Source organism: Mycolicibacterium fluoranthenivorans, assembly GCF_011758805.1.
GTDB lineage: Bacteria > Actinomycetota > Actinomycetes > Mycobacteriales > Mycobacteriaceae > Mycobacterium > Mycobacterium fluoranthenivorans.
The window spans coordinates 3543733-3565757 of the sequence record NZ_JAANOW010000001.1 but is presented as its reverse complement, the minus strand read 5'-3'; the positions used below and the strand labels follow the sequence as shown (position 1 = coordinate 3565757).

The following is a 22025-nucleotide window of genomic DNA, read 5'->3' as shown; positions in this document are numbered from 1 at the left end:
ACGACAGGAGGCGAACCCATGACGCTCGGTGAAAGGCGCCGTCGAGGCAAGCGCGTGGCACTCGGTGCGGGTGTCCTTGCGGTCTGTGCGTGGTCCTGGCTGGGGGTGGAACATCAGCTGACGCTGTCGGACACGACGACGCTGGGCCACAACAGCATCAACAACGCGGGGGTGTCGACGACCTACACCACCCCGGCTCCCGTGACCATGACCGTGGGCGTCACGACGTCGGTGACCACTCCGGAAGACGCGCCGGCGACGCCGATCGCGCGGCCCGCACTCTAGGCCGCCGGCGCGCCAGGACGCGTTTGACCACGTGCGCGGCTGCGGCGTACACCAGCACGGTGGCGCCGATGAAGGAGCAGCAGGCCGGCGAGAGCGGGCTCATGTGCAGCGCCGCAGCCAGCGGGCTGAACGGCAACCAGCATCCGACGGCGGCCGCGGCGACGGTTGCCGATATCACCGCCAGGCTCGGGCGGCGCCGGCCCCACGGCGCGCCGCCGGTGCGCAGCACCAACACCACAGACAGCTGTGAGAGCAGGCCTTCGAGGAACCAGCCCGACTGGAAGATCGCATGGTCCTGGTCGCCGCCGAAGCCGAACCACAAGGCCCCGAAGGTGAACACGTCGAACACGGAGCTCAACAGTCCGAAGATGACGATGAAGCCCACCAGTCCGTCGGAGCGCCATTTCCGCGGTCGGCTCAGGTAGTCGGGATCGACGTGATCCCATGGCAGGGCCAACTGGGCCAGATCGTAGAGCAGGTTCTGTACCAGCAGCTGCACGGGCAGGATCGGCACAATCGGCACCAGCGCGCTGGCCCCAACCAGGGACAAGGCGTTGCCGAAGTTCGAACTCGCGGTCACGCGCACGTATTTCAAGGTGTTGGCCACGGTGCGCCGGCCCTCCAGGACGCCGTCGGCGATGACGCCGAGATCGCGATCGAGAAGGATGAAGTCCGCCGCCGACTTGGCGGCCGCTGTCGAGGTGTCGGCGGCGATCCCCGCGTCCGCGGCGCGCAGGGCCGCGATGTCATTGAGCCCGTCCCCGACAAAACCCACCACCGCGCCGGCCCGCTGGAAAGCGGTGACCACCCGCGCCTTCTGGTCGGGGGTGAGTTCGGCGAACACGGTGGTGCCGTGCGTGCGCCGCAACAGTTGATCCTCGTCGAGATCCTCCAGATCGTCACCGACCACGACCGAAGCGACGTCGAGTCCGGCGCGGACGGCGGCGTCGACCGCGACGGCGCGGGCATCGCCGGTCAGGATCCGCACGCCGACCCCGTGTGTCTCAAGTGTGACGATGGTGTCGGACACGTTCGCACGCAACGGGTCCAGGAAGCAGAGAAAGCCCAGCAGGACGAGATCGCACTCATCGCGGGCGCCGTACTTCTGGAATCGCGCGGGCCCGCGGCGAACGGCCATGGCCTGCACTTGGAATCCTCGTGCGTGGCAGTCGCCGAGCACGAGGCGCCAGGACTCGTCCTGGCGAGCCATCTCGATATCGCCGTGATCGGTGCGAATTCTGCTGCAACACTCCAACACCCGATCGGGGTCGCCACGGCAGATGAGGACGTGCTCTGCGCCGTCGGCCACCACGACGGTCGACCTGCGCCGGGTGTAGTCGAAGCCGATCTCGGCGATCTTGGTGTGTTCACCCGTGCCGGCATGGTCGGGCGGCGCCTCGGTCAGCAGTGCGGTGATGGCATCGCCGTAGCGGATGTCCACATCGCAGCGGTGGCGTTCGGCGATGGCGGCATACCGCGCGGGGGCCCCGTCGAGACGACCTGCGGTGTTCAGGCTGTGGGCATAGACGATCCGGTCCTCGGTGAGAGTGCCGGTCTTGTCGACACACAGCACGTCCATCGCTCCCAGGTCGGCAATGGCGTTGAGCCGGTTGACGATCACCTTCTGCTGCGCCAGTCGCGTCGCGCCACGTGCGAGGTTCGATGTCACCACGACCGGCAACATCTCCGGTGTCAGGCCCACGGCGACGGCGACGGCGAGAACCGCGGCCTGCGCCCACGAGCCGTCGACGAGACCGCGGATCACCATCACCGACGGGATCATCACCAGCATGAACCGGATCAGCGTCCAGCCGACTGACTGCACGCCGCGATCGAAGCTGGACCGGCGCGGCAGTTGCCGCGCCGTCGCCACCAGGCCGCGGGAGTAGGTCGCGGTTCCGGTGGCCAGCACCACCGCGGTCGCCGATCCCGCCAGCACCGTCGTGCCGGCCAGACACAGCCGGGAACTGGCGGGGACCGGCCGAGTCGAGAAACCGTGCTCCTCCTCGCCGGACTTGCCGACGGGCAGGGACTCCCCGCTGAGGGTGGACTGGTCCACCAACAAGTCCATGGAGGTCACGATGCGCACGTCGACGGGCAGCGCATCACCGGGGCGCAACACGACGATGTCACCGGCCACGACATCGTCGACGGGCACCTCCCGCTCCACGGCGGGGTCCCCGTCCGCGGCGCGCCGGCGAACCGTCATGGTGTTCGGGATGCTGTGGCGCAGGGCGGCCACCGCGCGACTCGACCGGCCCTGCTGCCACAGTCGAAGAGCCACGGCGAGCAGGATCATCGTTGCGACGGTGGTCGCCGCCCCGGCATCGCCGAGAACGGCGAAGACGATATCGAGGCCGGCCAGCAGCGCGACGAACGGTGAGCCCAGCGCAAGACCGACCCGGCGAAGCGACCGAACGGCCGCCGTACGGTGTCGATCCTCGGACACCGTGTCCGCGGCGCGCCGTGCGGCCTCGGCTTCGGTGAGGCCGGCGGGGCCGCTGTCCATCGACCTGTAGAGCAGAAACGACGACATCGCCGCGGACGCCCGCAACGTCGGTTCGGTCTCGGGCCGGTCGTTCATCGGGTCACCGTCCGCACGACGCGGCAGTCAAATGGTTGCACAACCATGCAAGAGCCGGGATGCTGACATCTGTCGAGAGAGGACGCCGCCACGTGCCGAAGAATTCCGAACCGCAGCCGCTCCCCGATGAGCTGTTGCAGGAGGCCGCCTCCACGATGGCGCTGCTGGCCACACCGGTACGCCTGCACCTGCTGTGGCTGCTCTCGCACGGCGAGAAGGATGTCGGAACCCTGGCCGAAGCCATCGGCCAGACCCTGCCCACCGTCAGCCACCACTTGAACAAGCTGAAGCTCGCCGGATTGGTCGGTGACCGGGTTGCCGGCCGGCATCGGGTCTACATGGCCATCGACCAGGACGCCGTCGATCTGGCGACCTTGGTGATATCGCGGCGGCTGGAACGGAAAAGCGGCCGGGCGCGCAAGCGGCGTGCCTGAGCCGGCTTCGAGGACCATGTGCGCGAGTGTCCGGGCGCATCCTGTGAACTGGCTGTCGGGAAGCCGGTGCGCGCGCTGTCAAAACTGATCGAGTTCGATCAGTAGTCAAACGATAACGCATTCAAATAATAGTTTGAATGACCTGGTGGTGGGTGGTTTGCCTGGCGGCGGGTACCCACGCCGTGACGCTCGACAGTTGGATAAGCGTTTGACTGTCGGGCCGCGGTGAGGTCTACTGATCCCAGTGCAGCGCCCCGAATGGGCGCAATCGATGACTGATCGGAGGTGCCCTCATGAGTGAGGGAAGTAGTACACCGCCTCCATGCGTGTTCTCTGCCTGATCCGGTTGCATCCGGTACTTCCGGAAGCCCGCATGGGGTCGGCGAGTGAGTACCTCCGCGTGACCGGGGACCCCGTGCGCTCCGCGGTGACGTCCTGGGTGCCCAACAGCTGACTTGCGCACGAGTGCAACCGATCTGGATCTCAGCCGAGTCTCGGCGCCCCTACGCGGACCATCGAACCGAGGAGTGACACCACCATGGTCATGCTGCGCAGCTATCCCTCGCGAGGCGCCTTCACCCGGCGCACCGTCCACGTCGGCGCTGACGCGATGGTCTTCGTCGGCGCCGCGGCACTGGTGTGGCTCGTGGTGCGACTGGTCCACAGTGCCGACGTACCGTGGACCGTGCAGACGGCTCCGGCGTCGGTATCCACCGACCCCACTGAATTGCCTTATTACGCAGGACGTTCGCTACTGCGGATGTTCATCGCGCTCGGCGCCTCACTGGTGTTCACCTTCGTCTACGCGACGGTGGCGGCCAGATCCCGGCGTGCCGAGAAGGTGTTGATCCCGCTGCTGGACATTCTGCAGTCCGTGCCGATCCTCGGTTTTCTGTCGGTGACCGTCACCGGGTTCATCGCCTTGTTTCCGGGATCGGAACTCGGGTTGGAATGCGCGTCCATCTTCGCGATATTCACCTCGCAGGCGTGGAACATGACCTTCGCGCTCTACCACAGCCTGGTGTCCCAGCCGCGGGAGCTCGACGAGGCCGCCCGATTGCTCAGACTCTCACGCTGGCAACGCTTCTGGCGGGTCGACGTGCCCAGCGGCATGATCCCGCTGGTGTGGAACGGCATGATGAGTTTCGGCGGCGGGTGGTTCTTCCTCACCGCATCGGAGGCGCTGAGTGTCGACAATCACGACTTCGCGCTCCCGGGCATCGGTGCTTATGTGGCCGCGGCCGGCGACAACGGTGAACTGAACAGAGTCCTGCTCGCCATCGTCGTCATGGTGGTGCTGGTGGTCGGTGTCAACGTGCTGTTCTGGCGCCCGTTGACCGCGTGGGCAGAGCGGTTCCGGATGGAGGATTCCGAATCCGCCGAGGCGCCGCGGAGCCTGACGCTGAACATCCTTCGACGCTCCCGTGTCGGCCGCAGTGTCGGCCGCCCCCTGGGTCTGCTGGTCAACCCGCTCGACCGACTGATGGCGGTGTTCGGTATCGCAGAGCATCCGTTGCGCACGCCCCCGGCACGCCGGCGGGCGGGGGACTGGGCGTTCGCCGCGACGGTGGGTCTGGTCGTCGGCTACGGAGCTTATCGTGCCGTCGATTTCATCTCGGCGACAGTCGGATTCGGTGAAGTCGAGCACGCCCTGCTGCTCGGCCTGGCGACGTTCGCCCGTGTCGTCGTGCTGGTGATCTTCGCGACGGTGGTCTGGGTGCCGGTCGGGGCATGGATCGGCATGAACCCGCGGGTGGCCAGGGCGGCGCAACCGGTGGTCCAGGTGCTGGCGTCCTTCCCCGCCAATTTCCTCTTCCCGCTCGTCGCTGCGGTGCTGCTGGCGACGGGGATCAGCCTCGATATCGGCGGCGTCCTGCTGATGGCCCTCGGGGCGCAGTGGTACATCCTGTTCAACGTCATCGCCGGCGCCAGTGCCATACCCAACGACCTGCGCGAGGCCGCGGCGAGCCTGCGTCTGCCGCGAACAGCGCGGTGGCGCAGCCTTATCCTGCCGGCGGTCTTCCCGAGCTATGTGACCGGCGGTATCACCGCGGCAGGTGGAGCGTGGAACGCGTCGATCGTGGCGGAGGTCGTCACGTACAACGGAACCACGCTGACCGCCACCGGACTCGGCGCCTATATCAAAGACGCCACCTCCAGTGGTGACACCGGCCGGATCCTGGTCGGCGTCATCGTGATGAGTTTCTATGTCGTGCTGATGAACCGGCTGCTGTGGCACCGGTTGTACGCGATATCCGAACGACGCTTCGCCCTGTCCTGACTACCCCCACTTCTCCGAGGAGGTCACCCATGACGATCAACGCGGAAATCCTGGTCAGCGTCGAGCAGGTGAGCAAGAGCTTCACCGGTGCCGGCGGCGACACGCTCCTGGTGCTCGACGACATCACGCTGAATCTGCGAGCCGGTGAAATCGTGGCGCTCCTGGGACGTTCCGGCTCCGGCAAGTCGACGTTGTTGCGCACCATCGCCGGTCTGATCGCCCCGTCGAGCGGGTCCGTTCGGTACCGCGGGCACGAGCTCAACGGTGCCAATCCCGGCACCGCAATGGTGTTCCAGACCTTTGCGCTGATGCCGTGGCTCACGGTGCAGGACAATGTCGAGCTCGGGCTGGCCGCGCGGGGAGTGCCGCCCGCGAGGCGGCGCGAGCAGGCGCTGCGGGCGATCGACACCATCGGCCTGGACGGATTCGAATCGGCTTATCCGAAGGAGCTTTCCGGCGGGATGCGGCAACGCGTCGGGTTCGCCCGCGCCTTGGTGCTCGAGCCGGATGTACTGCTCATGGATGAGCCGTTCTCGGCGCTCGACGTCCTCACCGCGGAGAACCTGCGCACCGAGCTGATGACGCTGTGGCGGGGACAGGATTTCCCCACCCGGTCGATTTGCCTGGTGACGCACAACATCGAGGAGGCCGTGCTGCTCGCCGACCGTGTCATCGTCCTCGGCGCGAATCCGGGTCGGATCCGTGCCGAGGTCGGCATCGACCTGCCACGTCCGCGGGACCGTCGTTCACCGGCCTTCGCCGCACACGTCGACCGTCTCTACCAACTGCTCACCGGAACGGAGGCCGGCGTCGTCACCGAGTCCACTGATGCGACACCGACCGGCACCCCGCTGCCCGACGCGACGGTCGGCGGCCTCGCCGGACTGGTGGAGATCGTCCACGCCCGAGGCGGGCATGTCGATCTGCCGGAGCTGGCCGCGGCGCTGAACTTCGAGATCGACGACCTGCTGCCCCTGGTGGATGCCGCCGAACTACTGGGGTTGTTGGATGTCGAACGTGGTGACCTCGAATTAACCTCGGTGGGAACCGGATTCACCACCGCCGGCATCCAGCGCAGCAAGCAGATCTTCGCCGAACTGGCCCGCACCCGCGCGCCGCTGGTCCGCACGATCTGCACGGCGCTGCAGTCCAGCGCGGACGGAAACCTGCGCGCCGGGTTCTTCCTCGACCTGTTGCGTCGCGGGTTCGGTCCCGACGATGCCAAGAGGCAACTGGACATCGCCATCGATTGGGGCCGTTACGCGGAGCTGTTCGACTACGACACCGATCACGACCAGATATCGGCGGATCCGACGGCCGATCTGTCCGCCGTGACGGCGGCTCCACCACGGGTACGGACGGGCCCGATCTGACGAGAGCCGGACCGCGCCCGTCCGACCGCGGTGCTAAGCGATCCGGCGGAGTGCGACCACGTCACGTTCGACGCAGCCGACGCGGTCGGCGGCTTCGGCCACCGACAGCGTCGGATCGAGCAGAATCTCCAATTCGGCAGGGGAGAACCAAGGTTCGTCATCCCAAGGGGCGTGGTCCCATCCGGCATCTTCAAAGCCGGAAAACAGTCGCTTGCTCAACTCGAACCTCTGCGGGCATTGTCGGCTGTCGCTGTCTTCGATGAAGCGAATTCACCGGTGCCGATGCGGGTAACACCGCGGTGGCGCCGTGTGCAGGAGTCTACCGGTCGGGACGGCTCTCCGGGCGGCGGCAGGTGACCGGCTGGGCCCCGGTGGAGGTCGTGAATTGCGAGGTCAGACCCATTTCGGCGGGTAAAGGTACCGCCGTCGGGCCGTGATCGTTTCGTTATGCACCTGATACGCCCCCATGACCGTCGCGCTCGGTTCGGCGACCGACCCGAAACCCGCTATGGCGCTTCGGTAATCCCGGTGGCCGGTCAGCCCAGCGGATCACCGTCGACGACATCGCTGATGGTCACGTCTATCGGACCGGACGGTGTACGCCCGTCGTCGTCGAGGTCATCGAGGATCAGGCGGACCGTGTCGATCACGGTGCGGCGGATATCGTCCCCGAGTTCGCGCAGTTGGGTGCCGTAGCTTCCGGTGACGTCGATATCGATCGCGCGCAGTACGTTGCCCTCGAGCGTGAAGGCGATGCGCGTGGGCTGGCAGACGAACTTGCGCCGCAACTCCCGCGCCAGCAGGCTGCGCAGCGCGTGATCGCTGATGTAGACCACGCCGTGCCCGAGGTCACGTGAGGCCCGGATGGGCCAGCCGGGGAGCGACGCCGCATGCACGGCCGCGCGCACCTTCGCGCTGATGGCATCCCACCCGGGCTCGGGCGCAGTTCTCAGGTACGAGGCCGCGCGGTGCAGGAAAGGATCTGACTCCGTCACTGCCACCTCCTCAACAGAACTCGCAAGGCCTTCGTAGCCCGGACGTGGTGACCGCGCACGGCGTCGGGACTGAGTTGCAGAACTTCGCCGATCTCAGGAAACGTCATCAGTTCGATTTCCCGCATCATCCAAACCGCACGCTGGCGCACGGGCAACTCGCCGAGCGCAACTTCGAGCGCATCCAGAAAAGCGGCGTTCGATGCGGCGGTGAACGGGTCCGCCGCGGTGTCCGGCCCTGCCAACGGCTCCAGCACCCAATCCTCGACCGGGTTGGCCCGTTTGAGCCGGTGCGTGTCGGCGATTTTGCGGTAGCAGATCGAGAACAGCCACGTCCGCAGCGAGGATGACCCGCGAAAGCCGGCGATCTGCCGCCACGCAGCAACGAAGGTGTCCTGCACCACGTCGGCGACATCGGCCTCCGAGGCCAACATCCGTCGCGCGTACCGGTACAGGACCGGACCGTACCGGGTCACGATGGCGTCGAAGGCCTCTCGGTCACCGACGGCGGCCGAGACCCGAAGAGCCTCGTCATCGGCGTCGCGCAGGTGGCCGTCGGTTGGCGCTCTCACCCCACCCCGTTCCCAGTTACGCTTGGCTGCTGCCCAGATATCGACTGTGGCGCCGCAGGCAAGCATGCTATGCCCGGTGCGCCGGTCTTAGCTGGGGGTCGGGTGTGTGTCATGTATCACCCCGGAAGGACGTTCGGTTCGGGGCGCCCGCTCCGACTAACCATGAGTTGCTCGTCAGATCGGATCAGAGGGGAGAGGCGATGACCAGCGCACAGCTCGGTGCAGATGCATCCGGTAAAGAGGTCAGCCCGTATCAAGGGTCACCGTTGGTGAGTTCGCAGGGCAAGACGACGATCGCCGGGGTGGTGGTGTCGAAGATCGCCGGGATCGCCACCCGTGAGGTCAGCGGCGTGCACGACCTGGGTGCCGGCACATCCAGGGTGGTCGGCGCGCTGCGTGAGCGGATCCCGGGTGCCAGCGTCAACCAGAGCCAGGGCGTCTCGGTCGAGATCGGGGAGAAGCAGGCGGCTGTCGACATCGACATCGTCGCCGAGTACGGGGTGGCGATCGCCGATCTGGCCGCGGGCATCCGGCGCAATGTCATCGCCGCGATCGAGCGGATGACCGGACTCGAGGTCACCGAGGTCAACATCACGGTGCACGACGTGTACCTCGACGGCGACGGTGCCGACGACGCCGATGCGGCGCCCGCGCGTGTCCAGTGAGGTACCGGCAGCGGCCGACCCGGCTGAGGAGCAAGCGGAGCGCATCGCCTCGGCGGTGATCGCCGTCGAGGGCGTCGCCGGGTTGCATGCCGGCATGTTCGGCGAGGTGGCCACCTATCTGCCGGGCCGCCGCGTGGCGGGGATCCGGGTGGGGCCGGACCGGGTCGACGTCCACGTGAGCCTGGCGCTCGATGCGCCGGTGCGGCCGACGGCCGCCGCCATCCAGCGTGCGGTCGCCGCGATCACCGATCTGCCCGTCGACGTCACCGTCGAGGATCTCGTGCCTGTGACACCGGCGTCCGGGCGAGAACTGCGATAGTGCGCGGTGTGGCGGCGCGACGAGGGGCGCGCCGCCACACCTCTTTACGAATTCATTTGTGCCAGTATGATTTTCCTTCCGGAAGGTGCGCGTCATGACCTCATCGACATTGGGGCTGGTTGCGGGATTGTTGCTCGGAGTGGCCGCGGCAGCCGGTGGACTGTGGGGTTTCCTCATCGCGCTCCTGCTCGGCGTGGCGGGCTACCTGATCGGTGCCCACCGCGATGGCGAGCTGGATCTCGGCTCATTACTGCGGGGCCGCGGCCGTGACTGAGGTGCAAGAGGACGACGACACGGCCACCCGGGGCACCCTGACGGTCCGGGAGAAGGTCGCCCAGCGGCTTGCGGTCCGCGCCGCGCTCGACACGCCGGGTGTGGTGCCGTTTTCGGCCGGCCTGGCCAAGGTCGCGGGCCGGTCGTTGCCCCAGGCGCAGCTGACCGTCGCCGGAAACCGGGTCGCGGCGCACCTGCGGGTCACCGTCGGCTGGCCGGCATCCGCGGTCGACGTGGCCCGTGCCGTTCAGCGCAATGTCGCACAGACCCTCTCCACCATGGCCGGGCTGCACGTCGACCGTGTCGACGTCACGGTCGAACAGTTCAGCACCACCACCGCCGACGCGAAGAGGACCCGATGACGACCGCCGACACAGCGGGGCTGCCCGCACCTGGCCGGGTACCCGTCGCCGCCGCGACCGCTCGCCATATCGGAGTGGCGCTGGCCCTGGTCGTGCTGTGCGCCGGGGTGTTCGCCCTGCGCGAGGCCGGGGTCGCGCTCGGCTGGATGGCCGGAACGTCGTGGATCGGGGCCGCCCTCACGGCGGTGGACGGTCTGTCCGGGCAGTGGTGGATGGTCCCGGCCGGCGTGGTCGCGCTGATCGTCGGCGCATGGATGGTGTTCTCGGCGTTGCGGCCGCGGCCCAAGACCGCCGTCGCCGTCGATGCCCGAGCGGCAGTCTGGATGCGTCCGCGGGATGTGGCACGACTGGCGTCCCACGCGGCGACCTCGGTGTCCGGTGTCGAGGTGCTGCGCTCGGAGGCTACCCGCCGCAAGGTGACCCTCTACGTCGGTGTGTCCGGTACCGAATCCGAGGCCGGAGCCAAGGGCGCGATCACCGCCGCGGTCGGCAGCGCCACCGAAATCCTGCTGCCGCCACCGCAGGTCGCGGTGCGGATCGTGACGAGCGGGTCGGCATGAGCCTGCGCCCGGCCGATGTGCTCGACCGCGCCGCGACGCTGGTCGCAGGCCTCGTGCTGGCCGCGATCGGTGCGGCCGCGGTCCTGTGGCCCCTCCACGTGGTGCGCGGTGTCCCGGAGCGCATCACCGCGGAACCGGTCGCGCACGCCACCGCGTCGAGCTGGTGGCCGTGGGCACTGGCCGGGGCGGGGGCATTGCTGGTGGTGATCGGGCTGCTCTGGGTGGTGTCTCATGTACCGACCCGCAAAGCACCTGTGCTGCGCGTGGCCGGTGGGACTGACCCGGGACTCGTCACGGTGAATCTCAACGGTGTCGCCTCGGCGGCGGCCGCGGCCTTGGAACAGGACCCGAACGTGCAGTCCGCCAAGGGAAAGGCGGTCACCGATCGCGGTACCGCGACCGTCGAACTGACCGTCACCGTCGCCCATCCGGCCGCTGTGCGTGAGGTGATCGGCGCGGTCGACGCCACATGCGGTCATATCGCCCAGGCCACCGGCGATTCCGCAGTCGCGACGCGCACCCTCCTGCAGGTCGCCAAAGCCGGCGGCTCCTCCCGGAAGCCCCGGAACCTCGAATGATCCGCTTGACCAGCGACGCCGCCGTCGCCGCGCTGTTCGTGGGCGCCGTCGTCCTCGGCGGCGTCATCCGCGCGCTCACCAAACTGGTCGAACGCCCGAAATCCGCATCCCCAGACAAGGAGCCAGATGTCCAGCACCGACGATCACGGTGAGCGGTTGTTCACCTGGGCCGTACTCGCACCGGTGCTGACCCGGCACTACTCGATCGTGGCTCCCAGCGACCAGGAGGTGTCGGTGTGCGCATGCTCACCGGGGATTCGCCGCAGCATCGACGAGTGGGCGCGCCACGTCAGCGATGCGGTCGCCGCCAGCATCGCCTGAACGGTCAGGCCGGGAAGAACCCGTCACCGGTGAAGAAGCCGGGCTGCCAGCCCTGCGCGCCGAGGCACAGCATCGGCTTCCCGTCCGGCGATTGGGCCGCCGCCTGCGGCCCCGGGCACGGCGCACCGGTCTCCTGCACGCCGTACAGCGGATAGGACGGCATCCAGAATCCGGTGTACACCGGCGGCCACTGGTTGGGCACCCAGCGGCACATCATGGCCTGGCCGCCGGGGCCCCGCCCGAAGGTGAACAGCTGATAGTTGTCGCACGGTGCGCCCGAGGAGGCGTCATAGCTCATCCCGGGCACGTCGCTGGGGTAGCGGCCGGGCTCGTCATCGGCGAGCGCCGGTGCGGCCGTCCCGAACGCGGCGCACGCAATGGTCGCCGCCACGGTCAGTTCACGAATCATGTCCCCACCCTCGAAGTTGCTGTCCCGACCCCGCCGCGGCAAAGCTTAATCCCGAAGCGGGCCGGTCACGGCTTATTCGGGAGCGTCGAGGACGCTGACGGCGATGCCGTACGGCAGGAACCGCACGCGGCGGGCCGCGTCGGTGTTGTTCTTGTTGGCCCGCAGTGCCTCGAGTTCGCTGGGATAGACCTCTTCGATGTGGGCGCCGCCCGCCTCGTCGACGGTGTAGATGGCCCAGACGCCGTCCCCGGTGTCCCCGGTGGTCTCAGGTCGGGCCGGGCGGGACTGCGCGGTGAACTGATCGATCAGCGTGGACCAGCCGGCGCGTTTGCCGAATCGGTCGAGCGCGTCGCGCAGTCCCTCGCCGGCCTCGCGGGCCAGGCGATCGAATTCTTCGGGGTCGATTCCGAACGGCCCGTTCTGGCTCATTGCCGTCCTCCTTCACACCGGGGTGGTAAAGGAAAGGATATGTCGACAACACCAGCGGCGGTTCTGGCCACGGTCGAGCGCTCCCCGGCTGCCGTCGCCGGCCACGATCGCGAGGCCTGGGTGGGGTTGTTCACCGCGGACGGACGAGTGGAGGACCCGGTCGGCTCGCGGCCGCATGTCGGCCGGGAGCAGCTGGCACGGTTCTATGACACCTTCATCGGTCCGCGCACCATCACCTTCCACCGAGATGTGGACATCGTCACCGGAGGGCTGGGGACACCTGCCGCTCGCGGCGGAGAGCGAAGCGACCCGGGAAACGGCACGCGTTCCACGGTGCTGCGCGATCTGGTGCTGGAGGTCGTGATGGGCTCCCGGGACAGCGCCTCCGTCACCATGCACATCCCCGCGATCCTGCGCTATGACGTGCAGTCATACGGCGGTGAACTGCGGATCGCCGCGCTGCGGGCCTACTGGGAACTGCCCGCGATGGCGGTCCAGTTCGCCCGCTGCGGGGTGGCCGCGGTGCCGGCGGGCCTGCGGCTGACAGCCACGCTGCTGCGCAATCAGGGTCTGGTGGGTGCGGCCGGGTTCATGGCCGGCATACCCGGTGTGGGAACCCGCGGTAAACGGCTGGTCGCGGATTTCCTGGCCGACGCCGCAGCTGGTGACGAGGTGGCAGTGAAACGCCGGCTCGGCTCCACACTGCAGGTGACGGCCGGCGACGATGCGGTGCTGCCGCAGTCGGAGCTGGTCGGTCTGCTGGCCGGCGCCCGGGTCCGCACGCTGCTGGCGGCGGGCCGGGCCGTCGCGGCCCGGCTGAGCGGCGGAGGCCGGGAGCTGGTGCTCATCGCGGAGTTCGGCACTCACCCGACGGCACTGCGCCGGCTTCGGGTGTTCGCCGACGACCGATAACCGGGGTGGGTTGTGCGACGCAGCACCGCGGACGTGAGACGGTAGGTTCACCATGTCTGACATTGAGTACCCGATGGGGTACATGACCTACGAAGAGTTCGGCCGGAAGTTCTTCGATGTCGCCGTCAGTGAGCGGCGCGTCGGCGACGCCATCGGCGCGATCGCCGGTGACGAGTTCCAGATGGGTCCCATCGGACAGGGCCCGGGCGGGATCGCCAAGGTCACGGCGAAGGTCAGGGTCCAGACCCCCCGCGTCACCCGACATTTCGGCGAGAACTTCACGTTCGACATCAGGATCCCGCTGGAGATCAACATGGTCGTCGACCTGAAGATCGACAAGCCGCAATTCAGCGTCTTCGGCGAGATCGCGTTGCAGGCCGTCGCGCGGGCGGCCGAGCCGCTGGTCCTCATGCTCGATGTGCGCAAGCCGCACTCGCGGGACATCTCCATCCAAGTCACCTCGCGGACCCTGCGCGCCGAGGTGCTGCGCGTGATGGCCGGCATCGACGCCGAGATCAAGCGGTTCATCGCGGTCCACGTGGGCGGTGAGATCGACAACCCGGCGGCGCAGCAGGCCAAGGTGATCAACATCGCCGAGATGATCGACTCGACATGGACCGGTATCTGATCCGTACCCTCGCGGGCGCACTCAGCGCGAAAGCCGGATCACCGGGCGTCTGACCGGGCCACCACGGGGCTCAGCTGCGGATGCCGGGGGCCGCCGCCGATACTGGCCGACCGCCCGCGCAGATGCCGCCAGATCCATGGCATCAGCATGTTCTGAGTCCACATGGCCTGCGAGTACAGCCGCGAGCGCAGCGACTGCTCGGTGTCCGCCGCCGCCGCGTACGCCCAGTCGTGGTTGCTGCCCGGTAATCCCAGCGCCTCCGCCGCTGCGGCGGTGAACAGCTGGTGGCCCTTGGTGCTGCCGTGCACGCGGTCGGTGCTCCAGTTCTCGGGGTCGGTCATCGAATCGGCGTGGTACAGATCGATGAGCCGGAAGCCGTGCCGGTCGGCCGCGGCGCGGATGACATCGTTGATCCGCAGCACGCGCGCCACCAGGATCCGGCCGGCGGGCAGGACCCTGGCCAGATTCGGAAAGGTCGTCGTCACCACGGTCGCGCCGGTGAGGGCCAGCCGGTCGTGCAGGATGTCCAGATCGACCAGGGCCTGGTCGAACTTGCGGCCCGGGCGTGTCACGTCGTTCATGCCCACGCACATCGTGACGACGTCGGGTCGCATGGCCACGGCCTCGGGCAGCTGCCCGTCCAGCACGTCGCGGATCCGCTTGCCACGGACCGCGAGATTGGCGTACTCGATACCCGGGGAGTAGCTGTCGAGCAGCCAGGCCAGCCGATCGGCGAAGCCGATGAGGGCGCCGGTGTCATCGGTGTCCCAGAGTCCCTCGGTCTGGCTGTCACCCAAGGCGACATAACGTGAGTAGTGGACGTCGACCACGGTGGTGACTGTAGTGCTCCGCCACCCCGATTCGCCCGCGGCACACCACACATCGACCGGGATGTCTGCGCTTCCGGTGCAGGTCAACGCGGTGCTTCACACCCAATGCGGATGATGGACGCCGCCCGGTGGCGGCGCATTCATCCCGTGTTCACGGCCCGTGTGGGCGATGTCACGGTCGGTCCCTACAGTGGGGCGATGCCCCGTCGGAGTGCAGGCCTGCTGCTGTACCGCACGACCGATGGTGTCCTCGAGGTGCTGTTGGGCCATCCGGGCGGGCCGTTCTGGGTGCGAAAGGACGAGGGCGCGTGGTCGATCCCCAAAGGGGAGTACCTCGACGAGGAGGACCCGTGGGCGGCGGCCCGCCGGGAGTTCGCCGAGGAGGTCGGTATCGCGGCGCCGGACGGCCCGCCGATCGCGTTCGCGCCGTTGAAGCAGCCCGGCGGCAAGATCGTCACCGCCTTCGCGGTCGAGGGTGACCTCGATACCGGCTGCGCGGTGAGCAACACCTTCACCCTGGAATGGCCCCGGGGTTCAGGGAAGTTCAAGGAGTACCCGGAGTTGGACCGGGTCGGTTGGTTCGATATGCCCACGGCACGGTTGAAGATCCTGAAAGGTCAACAGCCGCTGCTGGATTGGTTGCTCCAAGAGCTGGCCGACGGCGCTGCGGGAACCAGCCCGCGCGCGTGACACCGACACCCGATGGCGCAGAACAGCGACGACGTCGCCGTCGTGGTGATCCGGTGGCATGCAGGCCGGCCGGGCTGATCGTGCCTGTACGGTAACCAGGTGGGTGCCGTCTCCCGTCACGCCTCCGACGCCGGTCCGGGCGGCGTCTCGGAACGCACGCGGACCTTGGGCGTCCTGGTGCTGGCCGCAGTCGGCTGGGCTGCCCTCTACGCCCTGAACGAGTACATCTGGGATGCGATCGTTGGCTGGCTGGGGTTGGATCTCCACACCCGTGCCGTCGGCGCCGTGCAGTTCTTCCTCTACGACACGGTGAAGATCTTCCTTCTGCTCACCGGATTGATGTTCGTCGTCGGCATGCTGCGCGCGAGCCTGGATCTGGACAAGGCCCGGGACTATCTGCAAGGCCGCGGACTGTTCGTGGGGCTGGCGCTTGCCGTCGTCCTCGGCGTCGTGACGCCGTTCTGCTCGTGCAGTTCGATTCCGCTGTTCATCGGATTCGTTGCGGCGGGCATCCCGCTGTCGATCACGCTGACCTTCCTCATCGCCTCTCCGCTTGTCAGCGAGATCGCTGCGATCATGATCGGTGACCAGTTCGGCTGGCCCATCGCTGCCGCCTACGTGGCCGCGGGCAGTGTGCTGTCCCTGGTGATCGGCTGGATCTTCTCGCGCTTCGACCTCAGCCGATGGGTCGAGGACATGGTGTTCGCCACGAAGGTGGCGACGCTGCGGACCGAAGGGCACGTGCCCTCGCTGGCCGAGCGGGTCAGTGCCGCGGTCGAGGAGACGAAGGACATCTTCCGCAGCGTGTGGCTGTGGGTCCTGTTCGGAGTCGGCATCGGAGCGGCCATCCACGGGTGGGTTCCGGCCGACTTCTTCGTGCGCTTCGCCGGACCGGACAATCCCTTCGCGGTCGTGGTCGCGACACTGGCAGGAGTACCCCTCTATGTCAACGGCGCGGGCGTCGTGCCGATCGCAGAAGCGCTGTGGGCCAAGGGAATGTCGCTGGGTACCGTGATGGCGTTCACGATGAGCACCATCGCTTTGTCGGTCCCGCAGGCGGTCATGTTGCGCCGAGTGATGAAGCCGCCGCTGCTGGCGGTCTTCTTCGGCACGGTGGCCGTGGGAATCATGATCATCGGATTCCTTTTCAACCTCGTTGGCTGACCCCAACCATCCCCACCGAACGGAGTGTTCTCGTGATCGTCAAGATCCTCGGACCCGGCTGCCGCAACTGCCACACCCTCGAGGAGCGCACTCGTGCGGCGCTCACCCAACTCGGTCTGGACGCCGAGATCCAGGCCGTCACCGACTACGCCCAGATCGCCGGCTATGGCGTGATGAAAACCCCCGGACTGGTGGTCGACGAGGAAGTCCTCGTGGCTGGAAAGGTGCCCAGCGTCAAGGACCTCACCCAGCTCATCGCCGAACGCTGACGGCGTACTTGCGAAATCAGGTGAACAGCGTCGACGTGGTGGTCATCGGCGGCGGCCAGGCCGGACTTGCCGCAGGCTACTACCTACGCCGGGCCGGGCACCGCTTCGTCATCCTCGACGATCAGTCGGTGCCAGGAGGCGCCTGGCCGCACACCTGGGCGTCGCTGACCCTGTTCTCCCCGGCGCAGTACTCGTCGCTGCCGGGATGGCCCATGCCCAACTGGCCCAGCGGATTTCCCCCCGCCCGGCACGTAGTGGACTACCTGAGTGCCTACGAGCTGCGCTATGAACTCCCGGTGCGTCGGCCCGTCCATGTCAGTGAGGTCATCCGCGACGGTGACCACCTCCAGGTGACGACTTCTGCGGGTCGGTGGCGTACCCGGCGGGTAATCAGCGCGACGGGCACTTGGCATCAACCTTTCTGGCCGATCTACCCCGGTGCACGCACCTTTCGCGGACAGCAGTTACACACTGTGCACTACCGCGACGCCGCCCCCTTCGCGGGCAAACATGTCGTGGTGGTCGGCGGTGGCAACTCCGCTGCACAACTGCTCGCCGAGATCTCCGAAACCACCACCACCACCTGGGTCACCCACACCCCGCCGCGGTTCCTGCCCGACGACGTCGACGGGCGCGCGCTGTTCGAGATCGCCACCAGGCGCGTCGCTGACCTGGCCGCCGGACGGCCCGACACCGGCGGCATCGCCGCGCTCGGCGACATCGTCATGATTCCCCCCGTCCTGGCAGCCCGGCAACGTGGCGTGCTACACGCAGTCTCGATGTTCGAGGGCTTGACTACCGACGGGGTCTACTGGGCCGACCGCGAACAACGCGCGGATGTCATCGTGTGGGCGACCGGCTTTCGCCCGGCCCTGGCCCACCTGCGGCCGATGCACCTGCGAGAGCCGGACGGCACCATTGCCGTCGAGGGCACCCGCGCAGTCAAGGAACCCGCCCTGCACCTGCTCGGCTATGGCGACTGGACAGGACCTGGATCCGCGACCCTCATCGGGGTCGGTGGCTCAGCCCGAGCCGCTGTTGGAGAGCTCTTCCCGGACGACTAAGCCCAGTCACGCAGCCCCCTGGCCACCGGCGTCACGGCTGCTCTCGCAGCCGCCGGGCGGCTCGCGTCTCGATCGCGTTGATGGTCAGCGCTCGGCCGTGAATGCGCCAGCCCGCTGGGGTGCGCAGATATTCGTCGTCATAGCGCAGATGCCACACCGTATCGCTGATCTCCTGGCCGCTGCGGGTCCAGTGGTGGGCGATGCACGTGATGCGGCCCAAGGCGTAGCCGGCTTCGGGGCCCGCGGTGTACACCTCGCCGACGACGGCGTGTTCGGTGCGGGCCACTCCCGCCAGCGTCGCCATCGCGGTGCGCACCCCGGCCCGGCCACAGTGCAACCGCACCGGGTTCAACTCCTGCGGCGGGGCGGGTAGCCGGAATTCCGCTGTGTCGGTGAACAACTCGACGACATCGGCGAACCGGCGATCATCCACGCCGGCAGCGTAGAGGTGCACCAGATCGGCCAGCGCCAGCCGGTCGGCGGGATCGAGGCTCATCGCGACAACCCGAGTCGTTGTGCGCATGCCGACAACGCGTCCTTGGCCTCGGTCAGGTCGGCGGTCGGCGGCATGGCCAGCACGATGCGGTCGGCGCCCAGTTCGGCCAGCCGGTCGGACCTTGCGGCGTCGATCTTCGTGACAAGGTGTCCCAACGACAGCTCGAGCGCGGCCGCGTCGCGCCCCGTCGCTGTGGCCGCCGCACGCATCGCGGTGACCAAGCGCGTCAGGTCAGCGCCGCTGACCCCGAGCGGTTGCAGCCCGGCGCCGAGCCGGCCGGCCCGCCGGGCCGCCGCCAGGGTGTGTCCACCGATGTGAATGGGTATCGGCCGCAGGGGCTTCGGATAGCACATGGCGTAGTCGACGTCGAAGAACTCGCCGTGGAAGGTCACCCCGTCCGGGTGGTCCTGCCAGAGCAGACGCATCAGTTCGATCTGTTCGTCGGCGCGCCGGCCCCGTGCCTCGAACGGTGCGCCGCACGCCCGCACTTCTTCGCGCAGCCAGCCCATGCCCACCGCGAGCCGCAGCCGACCGCCGGACAGGGCGTCCAGGCTGGCAATTCTCTTGGCCAGCACGACCGGATGATGATTGGGCAGCACCAGCACACCGGTGGCCAGGCCGAGCTCGCGCGTCTGGCCCGCCAGGAACGCCAGCAGTTCCAGCGGATCGGGTACCGGGCAGTCGGCGGCCAGCTCCACCCGTCCGGATGGGTCGTACGGGTACACGCTGGTGTAGTGCGCCATCAGCACGGTGTGCTCGACCGCGACGATCGACTCGAAACCGCAGTCCTCGAGGTGGCGGGCGAACCCGGCCATCCACGGCCCGTCGGCGGTGACACCCGCGGCGACCGGCGCGATGACGGCGTACTTCACGCGGGTATCAGGCCCCCGGGATCGACATTCCGGGCTGCGGGCCGACCGGGGTCGGCGTCACCGTGGTGACACCGTTGGCGCCGACGTTCGGTGCACCGGGCACGCCGGCGGATGCGCCGCCACCACTGGACGGGGTGGAGGCCTGCGCGTCTTCATACGCCTTCTGGGTGCAGTTCAGCTCCAGGATCATCTTCCCGGCGGAGGTGGCCTTCTGTCCGCTGACGATGCACTGTGCCTGGGGCACGTCGCTGCCGATGGATCCGCCGAAGCTGGAGCGCACACCCTGGCTCTTGAGAATGGCGACGGCCTTGCCGTACGGTTCGCCGATCACGCTGTAGGGGCTGGACCCGTTGGGGTCCGAACTCGCGACACCGGCGCTGACCAGGGTGGCCGAGGCGGCCGCCGTGAGCACGGCGAACCCGCCGATACCGAGAACAACTTGCTTCTTCACGTGACCTCCGGGTTATCGCGGTGCGTTGCGAAGATATCGCAGTTGAGCACCCGTAGAAACTTCAGTCACGGGTTGATCGTCCGTACCTGCGCTTTCATTACATCTGCCAGGGCGCCGGCCCGCGGATCGGTGAACACGTCCTCCAGCAGCAGCCGATTGCCCGCCGGCCCGGCCAGCGGCACCCGCCAGTTCGGGTACTCGTCGGTGGTCCCCGGCTGATTCTGGGTGCGGATATCGCCGACCGCATCGGGCAGCGCCAGGGCCAGCAGCCGCGACGGCGTGCGGCCCAGGTAGGCGTACAGCCCGCGGATGATCTCGGCGGTATCCGGGTCGGTTCCGACCAGCCCGAGCCGGTGCAGCGCCGACAGCCAGGCCGCCAGCTCGGCCTTGTCGTCCGCCAACTCCTCCTCGACGGGCCGCGTCAGCAGCCCGAGTTCGTCGCGCAGCCGGACATGTTCGCCGGCCAGATAGCCCGCCGTCGGTGGCAGGTCGTGCGTCGTCACCGACGCCAGGCAGTACTCGCGCCAGCGCTCCGCGGGCAGAGGTGTGTTCTCGCCGGAGTCGCGGTCCAGTTCGAACCACAGGATCGAGGTACCGAACAGTCCGCGCTCGCGCAGGTAGTCGCGCACCCACGGCTCCACCGTGCCCAGATCCTCGCCGACCACCACCGCGCCTGCCCGCTGCGCCTCCAGCGCCACGATGCCGATCATCGCCTCGTGGTCGTAGCGCACATAGGTGCCCTCGGTGGGGGCGGCACCCTTGGGGATCCACCACAGCCGGAACAGACCGATGATGTGGTCGATGCGCACCCCGCCCGAGTGCCGCAGCACCGCGTTGACCAATGCCCGGAACGGCGCATAGCCCACTCGCTCCAGCTGGTCGGGCCGCCACGGCGGCTGCGACCAGTCCTGGCCCAGCTGGTTGAACTCGTCGGGCGGTGCGCCCGCGGTGACGCCGAGGGCCAGCACATCCTGCAGTGCCCAGGCGTCTGCGCCGTCGGGATCGACCCCGACCGCCAGGTCGTGCATGATGCCCAGCGCCATCCCGGCCTGCTCGGCGGTGGCCTGGGCGGCGGTGAGCTGATCGTCGAGCAGCCACTGCAGCCAGCGATGGAAATCGACGGCCGCGGCGTGGCCGGCAGCGAACTCGGCGACGGCCGGGTTCGCGGGATGCCGTAGCGCTTCGGGCCACGTGTGCCAGTCGCCGCCGTACTCCTCGGCCAGGGCACACCAGGTGGCGAAGTCGTCGAGGCTGCGGCCCTCCCGGGCGATGTAGGCGGCGTACGCCAGTTCGCGGCCTGCCGAACGCTTGACCCGGTACACCTGAGCGAGCGCCGCCCGCTTGACCTTCCACACCGCGTCGCGGTCGATGCGCTTCTTGCGGCGCGACCGGGCGGCGAGTTCGGCGCGCGCCTTACCGAGGGGGGCGCGTTTGCGCAGGAACGCGAATTCCGGGATGGCCTCGATCCGCAGATACAGCGGGTTGACGAACCGCCGCGAGGTCGGCAGATACGGTGACGGCTCCATCGGTGCCACCGGAGCCGCGGCGTGCAGCGGGTTCACCAGGATGAACCCGGCATCGTGGCGTGTCGCGGACCACACCGCGAGGTCGGTCAGGTCGGTCAGATCGCCGATTCCCCAAGAGTTTTCCGATGTCACGCTGTAGAGCTGGGTGGCCAGGCCCCACTGCCGTCCCGGCGGCGGGGTGAGCGACGCGGGGGAGACGATGAGCAGGGTGCTGGTGTCGGTGCCGCCGGTCTGGGCGTGCAGGTGGTGGTAGCCCGGGGGCAGATCGGCAGGCAGCTCGAAGGTGGCCTCCCCGACCAGTCGGCCGTCCAGATCGTATGGTGGGCGGTTGTTTTCGAGCTGACGTAAACCGGTGCGCACCGATCCGTCCTCCAACCGCAGCCACAGTCCGACCGGGTCGCCATGGGTGACGTGCACCCAGAACGGCGTCGCGGTGCCTGCCTTGCTGACGACCGTCGGCGGCAGCGTGCGCTCCCAGTACTCGCGGTCGTGGGCCCGTAACGCGGCCCGGCGTTCGTCGTCGGTGCCGGCGGGCACGCCGAGGGCGTCAAGGACTGATACCAGCGTCGACTCCGGCACCGGATGCCATTGCCCGGTCCAGTCCACGAACTCCGTCGCCACCCGGTACCGCACGGCCAGGTCGGCTAGTTCAGTCATGCCGGCAATCTTGCCGGATTCACGGCTCC

The 22025-nt window shown here is 68.2% G+C and carries 30 protein-coding genes; 19 read left to right on the top strand and 11 right to left on the bottom strand.

Annotation, left to right across the window (positions count from 1 at the left end; all coding sequences use genetic code 11):
- Positions 1-18: 18 nt before the first annotated feature.
- Positions 19-285 (top strand): hypothetical protein, encoded by a 267-nt coding sequence (locus tag FHU31_RS17365; protein WP_167160239.1) that lies wholly within the window; start codon positions 19-21, stop codon positions 283-285.
- Here the strand turns inward: FHU31_RS17365 and mgtA are convergent.
- On the bottom strand, positions 221-2869 hold the full coding sequence (mgtA, locus tag FHU31_RS17360) for a magnesium-translocating P-type ATPase (RefSeq protein WP_167160237.1): 2649 nt from the start codon (positions 2867-2869) through the stop codon (positions 221-223). The genes FHU31_RS17365 and mgtA overlap by 65 nt on opposite strands.
- Before the next feature lie 92 nt (positions 2870-2961).
- Here mgtA and FHU31_RS17355 point away from each other — a divergent pair, with 92 nt between their 5' ends.
- The 4 genes from FHU31_RS17355 (at position 2962) to FHU31_RS17345 (ending at position 6957) form a co-directional block, all read left to right on the top strand.
- On the top strand, positions 2962-3303 hold the full coding sequence (locus FHU31_RS17355) for an ArsR/SmtB family transcription factor (protein ID WP_263987842.1): 342 nt from the start codon (positions 2962-2964) through the stop codon (positions 3301-3303).
- Positions 3304-3625: 322 nt separating this feature from the next.
- Positions 3626-3757 (top strand): hypothetical protein, encoded by a 132-nt coding sequence (locus tag FHU31_RS31875; protein WP_263987843.1) that lies wholly within the window; start codon positions 3626-3628, stop codon positions 3755-3757.
- An 84-nt stretch (positions 3758-3841) separates the two neighbouring features.
- A complete protein-coding gene (locus FHU31_RS17350; RefSeq protein ID WP_167160233.1) occupies positions 3842-5584 on the top strand; it encodes an ABC transporter permease in 1743 nt (580 codons plus the stop codon).
- Positions 5585-5613: 29 nt separating this feature from the next.
- Positions 5614-6957: an ABC transporter ATP-binding protein gene (locus FHU31_RS17345; protein ID WP_167160232.1), complete on the top strand. Its 1344-nt coding sequence runs from the start codon at positions 5614-5616 to the stop codon at positions 6955-6957.
- A gap of 33 nt (positions 6958-6990) precedes the next feature.
- Here the strand turns inward: FHU31_RS17345 and FHU31_RS17340 are convergent, their stop codons facing one another.
- The 3 genes from FHU31_RS17340 to FHU31_RS17330 all read right to left on the bottom strand — a co-directional run bounded on the left by FHU31_RS17340 (position 6991) and on the right by FHU31_RS17330 (position 8521).
- A complete protein-coding gene (locus FHU31_RS17340) occupies positions 6991-7176 on the bottom strand; it encodes a hypothetical protein (protein WP_090361040.1) in 186 nt (61 codons plus the stop codon).
- Between the two features lie 317 nt (positions 7177-7493).
- The gene (locus FHU31_RS17335; RefSeq protein WP_090361038.1) at positions 7494-7952 is read right to left on the bottom strand and encodes a hypothetical protein; all 459 of its coding nucleotides are present in this window, start codon (positions 7950-7952) and stop codon (positions 7494-7496) included.
- On the bottom strand, positions 7949-8521 hold the full coding sequence (locus tag FHU31_RS17330) for an RNA polymerase sigma factor (protein WP_263987844.1): 573 nt from the start codon (positions 8519-8521) through the stop codon (positions 7949-7951). Before FHU31_RS17330 ends, FHU31_RS17335 begins: the two co-directional genes overlap by 4 nt.
- 200 nt (positions 8522-8721) lie before the next feature.
- Here FHU31_RS17330 and FHU31_RS17325 point away from each other — a divergent pair, with 200 nt between their 5' ends.
- The 8 genes from FHU31_RS17325 (at position 8722) to FHU31_RS17290 (ending at position 11599) form a co-directional block, all read left to right on the top strand.
- Positions 8722-9186, top strand: a complete 465-nt coding sequence (locus tag FHU31_RS17325; protein WP_167160228.1) for an Asp23/Gls24 family envelope stress response protein — start codon at positions 8722-8724, stop codon at positions 9184-9186.
- A complete protein-coding gene (locus tag FHU31_RS17320; protein ID WP_167160226.1) occupies positions 9161-9505 on the top strand; it encodes an Asp23/Gls24 family envelope stress response protein in 345 nt (114 codons plus the stop codon). The genes FHU31_RS17325 and FHU31_RS17320 overlap by 26 nt, the downstream gene beginning before the upstream one ends.
- A 94-nt stretch (positions 9506-9599) precedes the next feature.
- A complete protein-coding gene (locus tag FHU31_RS17315; protein WP_090361574.1) occupies positions 9600-9779 on the top strand; it encodes a hypothetical protein in 180 nt (59 codons plus the stop codon).
- Positions 9772-10140 carry an Asp23/Gls24 family envelope stress response protein gene (locus tag FHU31_RS17310; protein WP_263987846.1) on the top strand — a complete coding sequence of 123 codons (369 nt, stop codon included), beginning with the start codon at positions 9772-9774 and terminating at the stop codon, positions 10138-10140. The genes FHU31_RS17315 and FHU31_RS17310 overlap by 8 nt, the downstream gene beginning before the upstream one ends.
- Positions 10137-10700, top strand: coding sequence for a DUF6286 domain-containing protein (locus FHU31_RS17305; RefSeq protein ID WP_167160222.1), 564 nt, complete (start codon positions 10137-10139; stop codon positions 10698-10700). Before FHU31_RS17310 ends, FHU31_RS17305 begins: the two co-directional genes overlap by 4 nt.
- Positions 10697-11278, top strand: coding sequence for an Asp23/Gls24 family envelope stress response protein (locus tag FHU31_RS17300; RefSeq protein ID WP_167160220.1), 582 nt, complete (start codon positions 10697-10699; stop codon positions 11276-11278). The genes FHU31_RS17305 and FHU31_RS17300 overlap by 4 nt, the downstream gene beginning before the upstream one ends.
- A 5-nt stretch (positions 11279-11283) precedes the next feature.
- Positions 11284-11430: a hypothetical protein gene (locus tag FHU31_RS17295; RefSeq protein ID WP_167160218.1), complete on the top strand. Its 147-nt coding sequence runs from the start codon at positions 11284-11286 to the stop codon at positions 11428-11430.
- The gene (locus FHU31_RS17290; protein WP_167160216.1) at positions 11405-11599 is read left to right on the top strand and encodes a hypothetical protein; all 195 of its coding nucleotides are present in this window, start codon (positions 11405-11407) and stop codon (positions 11597-11599) included. Before FHU31_RS17295 ends, FHU31_RS17290 begins: the two co-directional genes overlap by 26 nt.
- Before the next feature lie 4 nt (positions 11600-11603).
- Here the strand turns inward: FHU31_RS17290 and FHU31_RS17285 are convergent, their stop codons facing one another.
- Entirely contained in the window at positions 11604-12008 is a 405-nt protein-coding gene (locus FHU31_RS17285) for a hypothetical protein (protein ID WP_167160214.1), read from the bottom strand.
- 72 nt (positions 12009-12080) lie between these two features.
- Positions 12081-12437, bottom strand: a complete 357-nt coding sequence (locus FHU31_RS17280; protein WP_167160212.1) for an Rv0313 family protein — start codon at positions 12435-12437, stop codon at positions 12081-12083.
- A 39-nt stretch (positions 12438-12476) separates the two neighbouring features.
- On the opposite strand from FHU31_RS17280, the gene FHU31_RS17275 reads away from it, so the two are divergent.
- Entirely contained in the window at positions 12477-13349 is an 873-nt protein-coding gene (locus FHU31_RS17275) for a nuclear transport factor 2 family protein (protein ID WP_167160210.1), read from the top strand.
- Between the two features lie 52 nt (positions 13350-13401).
- The gene (locus FHU31_RS17270; protein WP_167160208.1) at positions 13402-13977 is read left to right on the top strand and encodes a hypothetical protein; all 576 of its coding nucleotides are present in this window, start codon (positions 13402-13404) and stop codon (positions 13975-13977) included.
- A gap of 38 nt (positions 13978-14015) precedes the next feature.
- Here the strand turns inward: FHU31_RS17270 and FHU31_RS17265 are convergent, their stop codons facing one another.
- Positions 14016-14807 carry an SGNH/GDSL hydrolase family protein gene (locus tag FHU31_RS17265; RefSeq protein ID WP_167160207.1) on the bottom strand — a complete coding sequence of 264 codons (792 nt, stop codon included), beginning with the start codon at positions 14805-14807 and terminating at the stop codon, positions 14016-14018.
- 198 nt (positions 14808-15005) lie between these two features.
- Between FHU31_RS17265 and FHU31_RS17260 the strand changes: the two genes are divergently transcribed.
- From FHU31_RS17260 to FHU31_RS17245, 4 genes are all read left to right on the top strand, one after another.
- A complete protein-coding gene (locus FHU31_RS17260) occupies positions 15006-15497 on the top strand; it encodes an NUDIX hydrolase (protein WP_167160205.1) in 492 nt (163 codons plus the stop codon).
- 99 nt (positions 15498-15596) lie between these two features.
- A complete protein-coding gene (locus FHU31_RS17255; RefSeq protein WP_167160203.1) occupies positions 15597-16661 on the top strand; it encodes a permease in 1065 nt (354 codons plus the stop codon).
- 32 nt (positions 16662-16693) lie between these two features.
- Positions 16694-16930, top strand: a complete 237-nt coding sequence (locus FHU31_RS17250; protein WP_167160201.1) for a thioredoxin family protein — start codon at positions 16694-16696, stop codon at positions 16928-16930.
- 20 nt (positions 16931-16950) lie between these two features.
- Entirely contained in the window at positions 16951-17994 is a 1044-nt protein-coding gene (locus FHU31_RS17245) for an ArsO family NAD(P)H-dependent flavin-containing monooxygenase (protein WP_167160199.1), read from the top strand.
- 31 nt (positions 17995-18025) lie between these two features.
- Here the strand turns inward: FHU31_RS17245 and FHU31_RS17240 are convergent, their stop codons facing one another.
- The 4 genes from FHU31_RS17240 to malQ form a co-directional block, all read right to left on the bottom strand.
- The gene (locus FHU31_RS17240) at positions 18026-18490 is read right to left on the bottom strand and encodes a nuclear transport factor 2 family protein (RefSeq protein WP_167160197.1); all 465 of its coding nucleotides are present in this window, start codon (positions 18488-18490) and stop codon (positions 18026-18028) included.
- A complete protein-coding gene (locus tag FHU31_RS17235; RefSeq protein ID WP_167160195.1) occupies positions 18487-19362 on the bottom strand; it encodes an LLM class F420-dependent oxidoreductase in 876 nt (291 codons plus the stop codon). Before FHU31_RS17235 ends, FHU31_RS17240 begins: the two co-directional genes overlap by 4 nt.
- Positions 19363-19369: 7 nt before the next feature.
- Entirely contained in the window at positions 19370-19813 is a 444-nt protein-coding gene (locus FHU31_RS17230; protein WP_263987847.1) for a hypothetical protein, read from the bottom strand.
- A gap of 65 nt (positions 19814-19878) precedes the next feature.
- On the bottom strand, positions 19879-21996 hold the full coding sequence (gene malQ, locus FHU31_RS17225; RefSeq protein WP_167160193.1) for a 4-alpha-glucanotransferase: 2118 nt from the start codon (positions 21994-21996) through the stop codon (positions 19879-19881).
- Between the last annotated feature and the right edge of the window lie 29 nt (positions 21997-22025).